Below are 13,231 nucleotides of genomic sequence, written 5' to 3'. Positions count from 1 at the left end.
GGCTGTGGGGGCAGGTTTTACGGTTGGGGAAGCGCGGCTGAAAAGTAGAACCATTGCAGCAAACTGCGGTAATGAAGCGAGAGCAAAAAGGGCGTAGCGGAAGAGAAAGGGGCTAAACGTGAAGAGGTATCCGGCCCGATAGGACGGGCCGGATACCGGACTCAGCGAGTACGCAGCAGTAGGCGGGTGAGGGGCTGGGCCGCCAGCAGGCGATAGGCCAGCAGAGACGCTCCCAGCAGCAGCGGCACCTTGGCGATCTCCCACTGGATGGATGCGCCCTGCGGGCCGAACACGAAGAGCCAGACCACCAGCATCATGTGCAGGCAGTAGATCCCGAGCACTTTGGGGGCCTGGCGTTCAAGCCAGCTGCCCTTGCCCCACTCGGGGTTGGCCAGCAGCAGTCCAAACAGACCGAGAGCCCAGGGAAGGGAGCCGAGCAGGAAGTCGTGGCGGGTGAGCGGCACTGCGGCAAAGTGCTGCAGCGCCCAGGCTTCACAGCCATAGAGCGCCACGCCCGCCAGCAGCAGTTGCCAGCCGGTGCGGGCATCGGGCTGCCACTGACGCTGGCGCAGCAGGGCACCGAGCGCCACAAACAGCAGGGAGAAGAAGGGGCCGTTACGGGTGAGCAGTGGCCACTCGGCGCCCAGCAGCGGCTTGGCATAGGAGCCCCCCAGCAGCGCCAGCAGGTAGAGGCCAAGACCCAGCCAGAGGGCGAGCTCTGGTCTGCCAAGCCGGTAGCAGAGTGCCAGCAGGGTCACCGCCATGATCAGGGCTGGCAGGAACCAGAGGTGGATCATGCCGCCCACCAGCCAGCCATTGAGGGGGTCGCCGAGCTGGAATTGCCACTGCCCGCGCAGGGAGGCCAGATAGCCTTGCTGCACGGCATCCAGCGGATTGAACGGCACCAGCAGGTAGACCAGACTCCACACCAGCCAGAGCCGCAGCAAGGGGCGGCAGTAGCGCCAGGCCACGGTCAGCGGCGCCTCGCGACTCAGCCTCGGCTGCAGAAAATAACCGGCACAGAGGAAAAACAGGGGCACGGCAAAGCGGCATAACTGGTTGATGGTGCCGCTCAGCCAGAGCTAGGATCCACTTCCCCACAGGGCGGGATCGAAGGGATTGGCGAAGGGGGATACGTGAATGGTCATCACGGCCAGAATGGCCAGTACCCGCCCGCACTCGATACTGGAAATACGCATGGTGGCTCGTCGTTACAGGGGTTGTGATAGCACGCTAAAATTCTTGCTGCCAGGTTACAACCAATTGATTCTATTAGTGTGAATCACGCTGTTGAGTAGTTACGTTTTGTAACGGGATGGCGGAAGGTGTTACCTGTAACGGGAGCAAGCTCCCGTTTTTTGGGCGCGCTCATGCAGATAAAAAAAGCGAGGCGGACGCCTCGCTTGGTTGGGGAGCTCGAGCTTACTGGTGAGTCAGCATGCTGCTCTGGTTGGCGGCCAGGGTGGTTCTGCCCGAGCTCTCCAGCCAGGTTTTGATCCGCTTGGCGTCGGCGACCCGATCGTTGGTGGTCTCGGCATTGAGCAGCACCATGATCACCGGCTCACGATTGACCTTGGTGCCCAGCACCAGACAGCGGCCCGCTTCGCGGATATAGCCGGTCTTGGAGAGAGTGAACTCCCATTGCCCTTCGCGGATCAACCGGTTGGAGTTGAGGTAGTGCAGCTGACGCTTGTTGGTGCGCACATAGCTCTGCTCGTCGGTGGAATATTGGCGGATCAGCGGATAGGAGGCCGCTGCGGCGGCGAGTTTGGCGAGATCCTGCGCGGTGGAGACATTGCGCGGGTTGAGCCCGGTGCTGTCGGCGTAGCGGGTATTCCACATCCCCAGCATGCGGGCCTTGGCGTTCATCGCCTCGACAAAGGCACGCTGGCCGCCGGGATAGTGGCGGGCTAGCGCCGAGGCGGCGCGGTTTTCAGAGGACATCAGGGCGATATGGAGCATTTCGGCGCGACTGAGCCTGGAACCTATGGCCAGGCGCGATCCGGTTCCCTTGATGCGGTCGATGTCGGCATTGGTCACGGTGAGCATTTCGTTAAGGCGCAGGTTGGCATCCAGCACTACCAACGCCGTCATCAGCTTGGTGAGGGAGGCGATGGGCATCACCCGGTTGCCGTTGCGCTCGGAGATCACCTCGCCGGTTCTGTGGTTGGCCACCACGAAAGCGGCCGAGCTGAGGTTGGGCACATCCCGTCGCTCGAGAAAGCCGCTGCTGCTCTTGTTGCTGGCGGAAAAAGGGTTGGCATGGGCACTGTCCATAGTGGCCGGCAGCATTACTGCGCCAAGCAACAGGGGAAGGAGGGAACGCATCATCATGATCAGCTCTACCGGACGAAATACAGGGATATCTCGCTAAGTTATATGTCGTGAACTGGCGCTTCACAATCATTCTCACCTTGATATTGATAATTTACGGCGTTGAGCGTGCTCTGACGGCGAGGAGAGCGTAAAAGAGGTCTCTATGGAGTCTTTTTTTATGCATTGAAACTATGGGCTGGCCGTGATGGTGAGCGGAAGCCAGCGCTAAAAAAATCGGGACCAGAACGGTCCCGATTGGCATGGAGCATTGCCTGCCGGTTAGTGGGCATCTTCCTGCTTGATCTTGAATCGCATGGCGATCAGCACGAACAGCAGCGGGCCAATGATGGTCCAGACGCCGGTGGAGATATCGCCGGAGATAAAGGGGGCGACCACGGTAAAGACGTTGCCGAAGGCGACCAGGATCAGGCTGATGATGGTGGCCAGCAGTACCGAGCCTGCGCTCTTGAAGAAGATCAGGTCCTTGCCCAGCGCCGGGTTGTTGCGATAGCGATACCAGGCGTAGATGAGGAACATGTAGGGCAGGGTCATGCCGACGTTGGTCATGGTGATGATCAGCTCATAGAGGGCGGCGGCCCCTTCCGGGTTGATCAGGGTAAAGATGGACTTGGCGGCAATGAACAGACAGACCACCCAGGCTTGCACCTTGAGGGCTTCAATCCGCACGCCATTCTCGTTCTCGCGCTGGAAACGCTCCGGCCAGAAGTAGCTCGGGGTGCCGGTGATGAACTGGCGCAGCGGTGCGTAGGAGAGGGCGATAAAGGCACCCAGATAGCTCAGGAACATGCCCAATCCAGCAAAGCGCATGAACACCTGTCCCAGCCACTCGCCACCAAGATGGCGCCCCAGCTCCAGCATGATGATGAAGAGGGCGGAGAGAGAGGTGATCCCCTCGGCCGGGAAGTCGCTCCAGCGCATGATGGAGCCGACCGCCAGAAAGCCGATGATGTAGCAGAGCACGATGAAGGCGCCGGAGAGGAAGATGCCGCGCTTGAGGTCGCGCTCCGGATCTTCCAGCTCGTCAGCCACCCCGGCCATCGCCTCGACCCCGCCGTAGGCGAAGATGGCGAACACCATAAAGCCGAGGAAGGGGATGATGTCGTTGAACGCGGCATTGGGAGAGGCCGTCAGCGATGCCTGGGTGAAGGGCTCCTGCAGGGTCATGCCGCTCACCGCGAAGGTGAAGACGCCGCCGACCAACAGCAACACGTTGAGTGCCACCACGGAGAGACCGCCGATGGCCGCCACTTTGGCGAAGCGGGCGCTACCCAGGGTGATGAGCTTGGTGACGGTGGCAACCAGCGCGATGGCGACCACACCCAGAATAAAGGGGCCAAAGTCGATGCCGGTACCCAGGGTGACCGGGATGACGGTGATGTCGCGGCCAAACAGCATGAAGGAGAGGGGCACCCACATAGAGAGCGCCTTGCCAAACATCCAGATGACGTAGGAGGCGAACCACATGGTCAGACCGATAAAGGCGAATCGGGTCGAGACCGAGTGGCGCATCCAGGTAAAGATACCGCCCGCCTCTTTGCGAAAGCCGGTGCCGAATTCGATCATCATCAAAATGAACGGGATGAAGAAGAACAGACCGCCGATCACGAACATCGGAATGGCGGCATATCCCATTCGGTAAAAACCGATCCCGATATTAGTGACGCCAAATACCGATGTTAATATCATCAATATAAAGGCGCCCAATTTCAGCTTTTTCGCCGACATATTAAAAACTCCCTGATGGTGCTGGATTTAAAATAATCAAAAATTAAACGGACGAAACCGGACCCATTAATAACGCGGTAGCGCCATGCCATCTTGCTGTGGCGGGCGCGATCGGGTCATCTCTGACCGGGCTGGCTTACCCGTCAGGCGGTCAATGAATGTATGGGCGGAGCGGCATGGTCTGTGCCATGCGCGGTATTGGTCAGCGTTGCCGAAAATTAACTGTGAACGATTTTATCATTAATGCTGATGGGCAGGTAAGTTTCCCGAATGAAGCTGTGGTTGAAATGAACAGACCTGCCAGTTAATTGATACGTTGCGGATGTAAACATTTACGCCCGGGCCGACACTTATTTCCATTATTTGTATTCGGCATATTTGGCGGAGTGAATTACGCCATCCTGCCTGATAAATACGCACCAATGGCGACAGCGCTTATCCTCCCAGCCGGGTCAGCAGCACGCCGCCGGTGATAATGGCCGCCGCCGTCAGCCGCATGCGCCCGAGCGGCTCTTTCAGCAGCCAGACCGAGAGCAGCATGGCAAACAGCACACTGCTTTCGCGCAGAGCCGCGACCACGCCAATGGGGGCTTGGGTCATGGCCCAGATAACAATCCCGTAGGCGAGCAGTGACATGGCACCTCCTGCAATTCCCGCCATCGCATGGCGACGGATCTGGCGCCATGCGTTGCGTTTCTGGTGGACGAGCAACACCAGCAGCATCGCCAGCCCGGTACAGGCAAAGAGCCAGAGGGTGTAGCGTACCGGTTCACCCCCTGCGCGGGCGCCGGCACCATCCGAGAGGGTATAGGTCGCCGTGAACATGGCCGTGATCAGTGCTGCCCGAACCGCTTTGCTGTCAAGGCGCTGCTGCCCGCCTCGCCAGGCCATCAGCAAGACCCCCATGATCAGCACGCAGGCGCCGATGATGCCGCCGTAACCGGGGTAGTCCCCCAGCAGCAGGGCACTTAACGCCATGGCGAGCAGCGGGGCACTGCCACGGGCCAGCGGATAGATCTGGCCAAAATCGCCCTGATTGTAGGCATGGCTGAGAAACAGGCAGTAACCGATATGGAGCAGGACTGAGAGGCCGAGCCAGGGCAGCTCGGCAGCAGAGGGAAGCCCCATGGGCAGCAGCGCCACGGCGGCGATAAGCCCTGAGAAGATCGCCACCAGTGATACCCCCACCAGCCGCTCTTCGCCAATTTTGACCAGCGCATTCCAGCTGGCGTGAAGCAGGGCTGCCAGCAGAACGGCAAAAAAGACGGTGGTGCTCATGGGAAAGGACTCTCGGGCGATGGGGGTCAACAGCATACCCGCCCGGAGCCTGATTGGCCGAGATCTTTATCAAGGCTTCGGCTTTGCGGGGCTCTCCTCCTGCGTGGTGGCGTTACCCAGCTGCCCCAGCACCAGTTTGGGATGGGGGTCGGTCTGCAGCGGAATATCCTGCAACTCTGTTCCCTGCTGATGGCGATGGATGATCCCGGCGGCCATCTTGCCCAGCGCCTCGTAGCTGCTGATGGTGCCAACGCTGCAGCCGTGTTCGACGAACAGCTCGGCGCTGCAGATGGTAGGGATGGCAGCTTCGTTGAGTGCATTCAGCAAACGGGGGGCGATGGAGAGCAGATAGCTGTCTGCGGCCAGAAAGACGATGTCGTTTTTGGCATCCTGTTGCAGCCGCTTCAGTTCGTTGTCCAGCCGCCGTGGGTCAGGGGCCATTCGCCAAGTGACCATCTGCCACTGATAGCGTTTCGCTTCATTGAGCAACATATCGGCCACCAGCAGGGTGTTCTGCTCACGGGGGTTGAAGGGTAGCAGCAGCCGTTTGCCGGTGGCCAGATGCTCGCTGGCGTTAGCCAGTTGCAGTGCCATCGGCACCATGTTGCTTACCCCGGCCACCATGCTGTTCTGGGCTTTGTCTTCCGAGAGGATGTCTGCCCCGACCGGATCGGATACCACGTTGAAGATCAGTGGCTTGCGGTTGGCCACCAGACTCTTGGTCATGGTGGTTGCGGTGGTGCCAAAGGTGTAGATGTAGTCGTATTCGGCCAGTTTCGGCAGCATCTGCTGGCGCAGCATGGTTGCCAGCGCCGTACGATCCTGATCGGCGTTATAGGTGGTGATGGTGGCCTGATAGCCAAGGCGGGTCAGCTCTGCCCGAAAGCCCGCTTCGGCTGCGGTTTCACCGCGCCACAGCACCATGGCGATAGAGAGGGCGTGAGCGGGAAGAGCCAGCAGCAACAGCAGGACGAAAGGCAGCCTGACCATAATCATCTCTCCGGCGATACATCTACTGTTGAGCCTAGGCTACTTTATCCGGTCGTGAACGACGCCCAGCAAAAAGCGCGATGGCAAGCCATCGCGCTTTGGGGATCCGCAAAACCTCGATTAGAAGTCGTAGCGGGCAGCCAGCTGGAAGTCATCCTTGACGTTGAGCTTGCCGCTCTCCTTGCTGTCCAGATTGTTGATGCGGTACTCGCCAATCACCCGCAGGTTCTTGTTGAATTTGTACTGGGCACCCAGGGTGTAGTAATCCACGTTGTCTTTCTTGATACCAGTCTTGTCCTGCTCCTGTTTGTTCCACAGGGCCATCAGACCGAAGCCGTTCTCGAAGTTGTAGCCCAGCGCGGCTTCCCAACCGGTGTGATCAGTGCCGGTCGCCAGGAAGTCGCTGCCATCGGCATAGCTCAGGGCGGCGTAGGCGGCCTTGTTGTCGAACTTGGCGGAGATCAGCCACAGCTTGGCATCTTCTTCACCGCTCTTGTCGCGGATACCGACGTTGTAAGCGGTACCCAGAGACAGGTTGAACGGGAAGGTATAGGCAACGGCAGCACCGTAGGCGGCATCGCTGTCCTTGCTGGTGGTCTCTTCGGTGTCACCACCGTCGAACTTGTAGCTGGTGTCGAGCTGGAAGCCATTGAACAGGCCGGAGTATTTCAGCACCGAACCGGCGCGGTTGGTGGCGAAGGTGTCAGTCTTGGCGCCCAGCGCGTCGTTGCCGTAGCCATCGGAGAGGGAGACATCAGTCCAGTCGGCCAGGAAACCAGGCGCCCCTTTTTGACGACCGAAGGTTACTGTGCCCCAGTCAGCGCCGACACCGGCGAACGCCAGACGGGTGCGCAGGTTGTCGGAGTTCTCGCTGATGGTCTTCTCGCTGTCATTGATATACATCTGTACTTCGTACTGAGCCAGTGCCTTCAGGCCACTCTGGATCTGGGTCTCGGCCTTGGCGCCGAAACGGACAAACTGGTTGGCTCCCTGTTTGTCGCTGTATTCGCTTTTCGGTTTGCCGCTGGCATCCAGTTCCTTCTTGTCACCAAAGAAGTGACCAGCGTAGATACGGCCATAGAGATCCAGCATGGCGGTATCATTTTTATACACTTCAACGGCTTGCGCCTGGAAGGCGGCGGTCAGAGCCAGTGCCACTACAGTCAGCTTTTTCATCTTAATCCCTTGTGGTGTTGCAAGCTTTTGTTTTGAAAACGGGGTCATGCTAGGCAGCAGGGATGACAGTTGGGTGACAATTGAGTGAAGAGTCGATGGCAATTGGGTTGCAATTGGATGAATCGGCTACATTCTCGCTCGCAGCGGCTACTTTTGTGCGCAAAGGTTTGCCCTTGTGGTAGAATGCCGCCCGTTTTCGAGCTCCATAGGTTGGATATGCGATGAGACGTGAACTGGCAATCGAGTTTTCCCGAGTGACGGAAGCGGCTGCACTGGCTGGCTACAAGTGGCTCGGACGTGGTGACAAGAATATCGCTGATGGGGCGGCCGTAGCGGCCATGCGCCACATTCTCAACCAGATCGAGATCGATGGTGAGATTGTGATCGGCGAAGGTGAAATTGATGAAGCGCCGATGCTCTATATCGGCGAGAAGGTTGGTACCGGACACGGCGACGCGGTGGATATCGCGGTCGATCCCATCGAGGGTACCCGCATGACTGCCATGGGTCAGGCCAACGCGCTGGCCGTGCTGGCGGTGGGCGACAAGGGTTCTTTCCTGAAAGCGCCTGACATGTATATGGAAAAGCTGATCGTCGGGCCCAAGGCCAAAGGCGCCATCGACCTGGATCAGGCTCTCGAGCTGAACCTGAAGTCCGTGGCCAAGGCGCTGGGCAAGCCGCTCTCCCGTCTGACCGTCATTACCCTGGCCAAGCCGCGTCATGACAAGGCAATCAAGGAGATGCAGGGTCTGGGCGTGCGGGTGTTCGCCATTCCTGATGGTGACGTTGCCGCCTCCATCCTCACCTGTCTGCCGGACAGCGAAGTCGACATGCTGTATGGCATCGGCGGCGCACCGGAAGGGGTGATCTCCGCTGCGGTGATCCGCGCGCTGGATGGCGACATGCAGGCCCGTCTGGTGCCGCGTCACCGCGTCAAGGGCGACAGCCCGGAAGTGCGTGCGCTGGGCGAGCAGGAAATTGCCCGCTGCGAAGCGCTGGGCATCGATGTGAACAAGGTGCTCAAGCTGGAAGACATGGCGAAGAATGACAACGTCATCTTCTCCGCCACCGGCATCACCAAGGGTGACCTGCTGGACGGTATCACCAGCGATGGCGTGATGGCGACCACCGAGACCCTGCTGATCCGTGGTAAATCCCGTACTATCCGCCGTATCAAGTCGATCCATTACCTGGAACGCAAAGATAGCGTGGTTCGCGACATCATCCTGTAATGATGGCTCGCTGAACCGGCTGTGTTGTCTGAAGCCCGATCGCCCGTGCGGTCGGGCTTTTTCTTGTGCGCCAGCTACGTTTGTGCCGCCGCTTCGGCTATGGTGGCTCAGACCGTCCCAAAGGAGTGGAGTCTATGGAGTGTCGTAGCGGCTGCGCAGCCTGTTGCATCGCCCCCAGTATCAGCAGTGCCATTCCCGGTATGCCAGATGGCAAACCGGCTGGCGTCCCCTGTATCCAGCTCGATAGCGCCCTTGGCTGCAAGATCTTCGGTCAACCGGAGCGGCCAGCGGTGTGCGGCGGTTTTCGCCCCATGATGGATGTGTGCGGCAGCCACCGTGCCGAGGCCATCTGGCTGATCGGCGAGCTGGAGCGGCTCACCACCTGACGATGGCAGGGTGAAGAGATAAAAAAGAGGCCGCATCATGCGGCCTCTCGCGTTTCTGTTTGCCGGGGATCAGATCCCCGCCAGTTCCAGTGCCTGACGATAGTACTCGTTGGCCTTGTTGGTGAGGCGGCGTTTGTCCATCAGCTGGCCGAGAGCGTGATAGGCGGCGGCGCTCGGCGCCCGTTCCACCTCCTGCTCCAGCAGCTTCTGGGCATCGTCCAGCTGACCGGCCAGCAGATAGAGCTGGGCCAGTGCGGTGTCCACCTCCGGTTGCCCCTGCTGTTTTTGCAGCAGCGCCAGCAGCGGCTGGTAGTTGTCGAGTTTCAGCTTGGGCAGGCGAGCCAGCAACTGGGGCATCGGCTGTTTGCGCAGCGCCTCCTGCCACAGGGTGGCAGCCTCGCCATCGGCACCCAGCTGGCGCAGCAGATCGCCGTAGCAGGCCAGCAGTTCCGGCTCAAGGCGCAGCTTGCGCGGCAGATCCTGCCATACCGCCTTGAGGGTTTCGAGGCTGCCGGCAGCCTGTTGCAGGCGACCACACCAGGCCTGTTGCAGCAGATCTTCTTCCTGTTTCGGGGTCAGCTTGCCTACCTTGTGCAGTGCCGGGATCAGGTCGCACAGAGCGCTCCAGTCCTGACGGGCCAAATGCACCTGGCGCAGCTGATCCAGCACCATGGGGTGGCGCGGGTTGAGGGCGTAGACCGACTCCAGCATCGCCAGCGCGGTATCGTACTGGCCCTGCTCGATCTGCAGCTGGGTCTGGGTCAGGGTGAGCGCCAGCTCGGCCTTGGGGTTCTCCTCCTGCGCTTTTTGCAGGTATTGATCCCGGCGGGCGTCGTCACCACGGGCCTGCGCCGCCTTGGCGGCGCTCAGGTAGTTGAGCAGCGGAGTGTCGCTGTTGCTGGCCCCCTTGATCATCAGCTTTTCAGCCTGACTGTAGTGTCCTTCGGCCATTGCCAGGGTGGCGGCGACGGTCTGTTGATTGGCCTTGCGGCGGCGGCGTGAGCCGTACCAGCCTAGGGTCTTGCGGCGCAGGCCGAATACCCGACCCAGCAGCCACTCGACGATCAGCAGGGCGCCGTAGAACAGCACGGCCAGGATCACCGCGCTGGTTACGGAAGATTCGATGGTGTAATTGCCAAGGGCAATCAGCACATAGCCCTTGTTACCGGAGGCTTGTGGGCCAAAGATCAGCCCTGCGACCATCACGGCGACCAGAATGATTATACGGATCATGGTGCCCTCCTCAGCTGCTGGCCAGAATGCGTTGCAGGCGTTCGGTCAGTACCTGCTCCAGCATGGCCTGGGTCTTGAACTGGGCCGGATAGTCGATCTGGATCTGCTCACCCTTGAGCTTGTCGATCTCGCCCTGCATGTAGCGGGTGGCGCTGTTGTCGGTGTCGAAATACTGGGTCAGCCAGCGTTGGGCCTTGTCCAGGCTGTCTTCGTAGAGCGCCTGCTGCTCGCGATAGACGGAGAGCTGGGCCTGCAACAGCTTGGTTTTGAGGTTTTCACGCAGGAAGATCTCCTGCTGCGGCGAGAGCAGCGCCTCGACCGCGCCATCGCGGCGACGGATGGTGACGAAGTTCTCGGTGAACTTGACCCAGTTCTTCTTCAGGTTGCTCTCCCACTCGTCGGGATTGGTGCTAACTGCCTGATCCGGCTCGGCCTTGGCTTCCGGCATGCTGACGGTGGAGAGGGGCAGCAGCTCGATCTGGTCGGACAGTGCAGCCAGCTTGAGGGTCAGCCCCTCGCGGTCGATGCGCGGCATCCCCTTGAGCTTGGCGATATCCTCGGCCAGCGCCTTGCGGATCGGCATCAGGCTGGGGTCGTTGAGGGCAGCAATCCGCTCATCGGCATTGCCGAGCAGGGTGATGGCGGAGACGAGGTCATGCTCCAGCCACAGCTTGCGGCCCGCCATCCGTACCAGATACTCGGATTCGGCCAGCATCCAGTCGTTGGGGCGCTTGTCATTCAGGTCCAGTACCCGGTTCTGCAGACCCTGCATCTCCCCCTGCAGCCGCTGCTGGGTTTGATCCAGCACGGCCAGCTGCTCGGCATCCTTGCTGCTGGTCTGGTCGATCTTGCTCAGGGCGCTCGCCAGCTGTTGCTTGAGCTGGGCCAGTTCGGCCTGCTGGGCAACGGCATTCTTGTGACCGTGCAGATAGAGACCGCCGGTCAGGCCAAGGGCCAGCAGGATGGCGACCCCTCCCAGTACGGCACCGGAGCGGCTCTTGTTGCCATTGACCGCAGCGGTCGGCTGGGGCTTTACCTGGGATTCTTGTTGTTCTGTCATTCCATCTTCCTCAGTTCCAGTGCGGCCGTCAGGGCCTGGTTGGATGCACCTTGGGCAATCGTGATATGGATAAAGCCCGCGGAGTGGGCCATCTCGGCCACGCGCGGGCTGGGGACCACCAGCAGGCGGTCAAAAAGCCAGGGCTGCTGGCTGGTGGGAACCAGCTCCAGCAGGCGTTGCAACAGTTCACCACTGGTAATGAGCAGGCTGTCCAGCCCCGCTGCCTGCCAGTGGCGGGTCAATGTCTCCCCGTCTAGCTCGGGGTAGTGGCGTTCATAGGCCGCACAATAGTGCACCAGAGCACCGCGTGAGGCCAGCGTGCATGCGATGAGATCCCGCCCGCCATTACCGCGCAGGATCAGTACCCGTTTGCCTGCTACCTGCTGCAGGGCGGGCAGGGCCAGCAGCCCTTCGCTACGCGGGTCATCCGGGCAACTTGCCGTGATGCCGATGGCTGCAAACGCATCTGCGCTGGCCTGACCCACCGCAAAGTACTCAATATGTGGCCAGGTCTGACCAGTTTGCAACAGAAAATCGTGTGCAAAATGAACGGCATGGATGCTGACGGCGATAACCGCGTCAGCACTGCGCAACAGGTCGGGCAGGAGAGGGAGTTCGCTGCCCGCTACGGTTTCCAGCAGCGGGCAGCAGAGTGGTGCATGACCGTGCTGGCGCAGCAACTGCACTAGCTCGGCGGCTTGGGCGGCCGGACGCACCACCAGCGGGGTCATGCGCGGTAGACCTCGGCCAGGATCTCGTCGGCACCGGCGGCCAGCAGGCGCTGGGCCAGTTGCTCGCCGAGGGCCTCACCATCGGCCAGCGGGCCGCGGATCTCGTCACGGATCACCTGGCTGCCATCCGGGCTGCCCACCAGACCGCGCAGCCAGATCTGCTCGCCTTCGACCAGTGCGTAGGCACCGATAGGCACCTGACATCCCCCTTGCAGAGCGCGGTTCATGGCGCGCTCGGTCAACACCCGGGCGCGGGTCTCGGCGTGCTCCAGCGGCGCCAGCAGGGCGTGCAGCTCAGTATCGTCGAGGCGGCATTCGATGCCGACAGCCCCCTGACCGTTGGCCGGCAGGCTCTGCTCCGGCTCGATAAAGGCGGTGATGCGGTGCGCCATCTCCAGTCGTTTCAGACCTGCGGCGGCGAGGATGATGGCGTCGTACTCACCGGCATCCAGCTTGGCGAGGCGGGTGTTGACGTTGCCACGCAGGTCGCGGATCACCAGATCCGGGCGGGCGGCGCGCAGCTGGCACTGGCGGCGCAGGCTGGAGGTGCCGACCACGGCCCCTTGCGGCAGTTCGGCAATGGCCTTGAAGCGGTTGGAAACGAAGGCATCGCGGGGATCTTCCCGTTCGCAGATGGTGTGCAGGCCGAGCCCCTCGGGGAACTCCACCGGCACATCTTTCATGGAGTGAACGGCGATATCGGCCCGCCCTTCCAGCATGGCGGTCTCCAGCTCCTTGACGAACAACCCCTTGCCACCAACCTTGGCCAGCGGGGTATCGAGGATCTTGTCACCCTGAGTGCTCATGGGCACCAGTTCGACCTGCAACTGCGGGTGCAGGGCTTCGAGCCGGTCTTTGACAAAGTTGGCCTGCCACAGGGCCAGCGGGCTCTTGCGAGTGGCAATTTTCAGGGTTCGGGCTGCCATATCAATCAGTTGTTTCATTTTTAGAAGGAAATCGATATTACCACCCTTTGCCCGGGCTTTCATGGCGGAGCCGGCAAAAGCGGGGCCAAGCTCAAAAATGCATGCTGAAAATGATTTTCATTAAGCAAGAGGTGTTGATTAATTCATTGAATGTATT

11 protein-coding genes and 1 pseudogene are annotated in these 13,231 nt (G+C 60.5%); 2 read left to right on the top strand and 10 right to left on the bottom strand.

Features of this window, described 5'->3' with window-relative positions; all coding sequences use genetic code 11:
* Positions 1-161: 161 nt before the first annotated feature.
* The 6 genes and pseudogenes from ACB042_RS18895 to ACB042_RS18870 form a co-directional block, all read right to left on the bottom strand.
* A pseudogene (locus ACB042_RS18895) lies at positions 162-1,199 on the bottom strand (acyltransferase).
* 223 nt (positions 1,200-1,422) lie between these two features.
* Positions 1,423-2,334, bottom strand: coding sequence for a D-alanyl-D-alanine endopeptidase (gene pbpG / locus ACB042_RS18890; RefSeq protein ID WP_159162748.1), 912 nt, complete (start codon positions 2,332-2,334; stop codon positions 1,423-1,425).
* A gap of 261 nt (positions 2,335-2,595) precedes the next feature.
* Entirely contained in the window at positions 2,596-4,062 is a 1,467-nt protein-coding gene (gene yjeM / locus ACB042_RS18885) for a glutamate/gamma-aminobutyrate family transporter YjeM (RefSeq protein ID WP_371178918.1), read from the bottom strand.
* Positions 4,063-4,497: 435 nt separating this feature from the next.
* Positions 4,498-5,376, bottom strand: a complete 879-nt coding sequence (locus ACB042_RS18880; protein ID WP_080771379.1) for a DMT family transporter — start codon at positions 5,374-5,376, stop codon at positions 4,498-4,500.
* Between the two features lie 33 nt (positions 5,377-5,409).
* Complete coding sequence (locus ACB042_RS18875; RefSeq protein WP_080771380.1) at positions 5,410-6,330, bottom strand: ABC transporter substrate-binding protein; 921 nt, start codon at positions 6,328-6,330, stop codon at positions 5,410-5,412.
* A 120-nt stretch (positions 6,331-6,450) separates the two neighbouring features.
* Entirely contained in the window at positions 6,451-7,506 is a 1,056-nt protein-coding gene (locus tag ACB042_RS18870) for a porin (RefSeq protein WP_371178917.1), read from the bottom strand.
* 221 nt (positions 7,507-7,727) lie between these two features.
* Here ACB042_RS18870 and glpX point away from each other — a divergent pair, with 221 nt between their 5' ends.
* Both glpX and ACB042_RS18860 read left to right on the top strand, forming a co-directional pair.
* Positions 7,728-8,738, top strand: coding sequence for a class II fructose-bisphosphatase (gene glpX / locus ACB042_RS18865; RefSeq protein ID WP_005336386.1), 1,011 nt, complete (start codon positions 7,728-7,730; stop codon positions 8,736-8,738).
* Between the two features lie 134 nt (positions 8,739-8,872).
* Positions 8,873-9,124 (top strand): YkgJ family cysteine cluster protein, encoded by a 252-nt coding sequence (locus tag ACB042_RS18860; protein WP_005336384.1) that lies wholly within the window; start codon positions 8,873-8,875, stop codon positions 9,122-9,124.
* A gap of 69 nt (positions 9,125-9,193) precedes the next feature.
* On the opposite strand, the gene ACB042_RS18855 is transcribed toward ACB042_RS18860, so the two are convergent.
* Genes ACB042_RS18855 through hemC form a run of 4 tightly spaced genes read right to left on the bottom strand, consistent with a single transcriptional unit; the run spans position 9,194 to position 13,074 of the window.
* Positions 9,194-10,357 (bottom strand): heme biosynthesis HemY N-terminal domain-containing protein, encoded by a 1,164-nt coding sequence (locus ACB042_RS18855; protein WP_371178916.1) that lies wholly within the window; start codon positions 10,355-10,357, stop codon positions 9,194-9,196.
* Positions 10,358-10,367: 10 nt separating this feature from the next.
* Positions 10,368-11,417: a uroporphyrinogen-III C-methyltransferase gene (locus ACB042_RS18850; RefSeq protein ID WP_371178915.1), complete on the bottom strand. Its 1,050-nt coding sequence runs from the start codon at positions 11,415-11,417 to the stop codon at positions 10,368-10,370.
* Complete coding sequence (locus ACB042_RS18845) at positions 11,414-12,148, bottom strand: uroporphyrinogen-III synthase (protein ID WP_371178914.1); 735 nt, start codon at positions 12,146-12,148, stop codon at positions 11,414-11,416. The genes ACB042_RS18850 and ACB042_RS18845 overlap by 4 nt, the downstream gene beginning before the upstream one ends.
* The gene (gene hemC / locus ACB042_RS18840) at positions 12,145-13,074 is read right to left on the bottom strand and encodes a hydroxymethylbilane synthase (protein WP_136501663.1); all 930 of its coding nucleotides are present in this window, start codon (positions 13,072-13,074) and stop codon (positions 12,145-12,147) included. Before hemC ends, ACB042_RS18845 begins: the two co-directional genes overlap by 4 nt.
* Positions 13,075-13,231: the final 157 nt, after the last annotated feature.

Source organism: Aeromonas sp. S13(2024) (assembly GCF_041402405.1).
GTDB classification, from domain to species: domain Bacteria; phylum Pseudomonadota; class Gammaproteobacteria; order Enterobacterales; family Aeromonadaceae; genus Aeromonas; species Aeromonas veronii.
Note: the sequence above shows the minus strand (reverse complement) of the source record. Positions and strands in the feature narration are given on the sequence as shown.

Excerpts from the sequence above, each read along its gene's own strand:
- pbpG (WP_159162748.1), bottom strand. The coding sequence starts at position 2,334 with ATGATGATGCGTTCCCTCCTTCCCCTGTTGCTTGGCGCAGTAATGCTG.
- yjeM (WP_371178918.1), bottom strand. The coding sequence starts at position 4,062 with ATGTCGGCGAAAAAGCTGAAATTGGGCGCCTTTATATTGATGATATTA.
- ACB042_RS18880 (WP_080771379.1), bottom strand. The coding sequence starts at position 5,376 with ATGCTGTTGACCCCCATCGCCCGAGAGTCCTTTCCCATGAGCACCACC.
- ACB042_RS18875 (WP_080771380.1), bottom strand. The coding sequence starts at position 6,330 with ATGGTCAGGCTGCCTTTCGTCCTGCTGTTGCTGCTGGCTCTTCCCGCT.
- ACB042_RS18870 (WP_371178917.1), bottom strand. The coding sequence starts at position 7,506 with ATGAAAAAGCTGACTGTAGTGGCACTGGCTCTGACCGCCGCCTTCCAG.
- glpX (WP_005336386.1), top strand. The coding sequence starts at position 7,728 with ATGAGACGTGAACTGGCAATCGAGTTTTCCCGAGTGACGGAAGCGGCT.
- ACB042_RS18860 (WP_005336384.1), top strand. The coding sequence starts at position 8,873 with ATGGAGTGTCGTAGCGGCTGCGCAGCCTGTTGCATCGCCCCCAGTATC.
- ACB042_RS18855 (WP_371178916.1), bottom strand. The coding sequence starts at position 10,357 with ATGATCCGTATAATCATTCTGGTCGCCGTGATGGTCGCAGGGCTGATC.
- ACB042_RS18850 (WP_371178915.1), bottom strand. The coding sequence starts at position 11,417 with ATGACAGAACAACAAGAATCCCAGGTAAAGCCCCAGCCGACCGCTGCG.
- ACB042_RS18845 (WP_371178914.1), bottom strand. The coding sequence starts at position 12,148 with ATGACCCCGCTGGTGGTGCGTCCGGCCGCCCAAGCCGCCGAGCTAGTG.
- hemC (WP_136501663.1), bottom strand. The coding sequence starts at position 13,074 with ATGGCAGCCCGAACCCTGAAAATTGCCACTCGCAAGAGCCCGCTGGCC.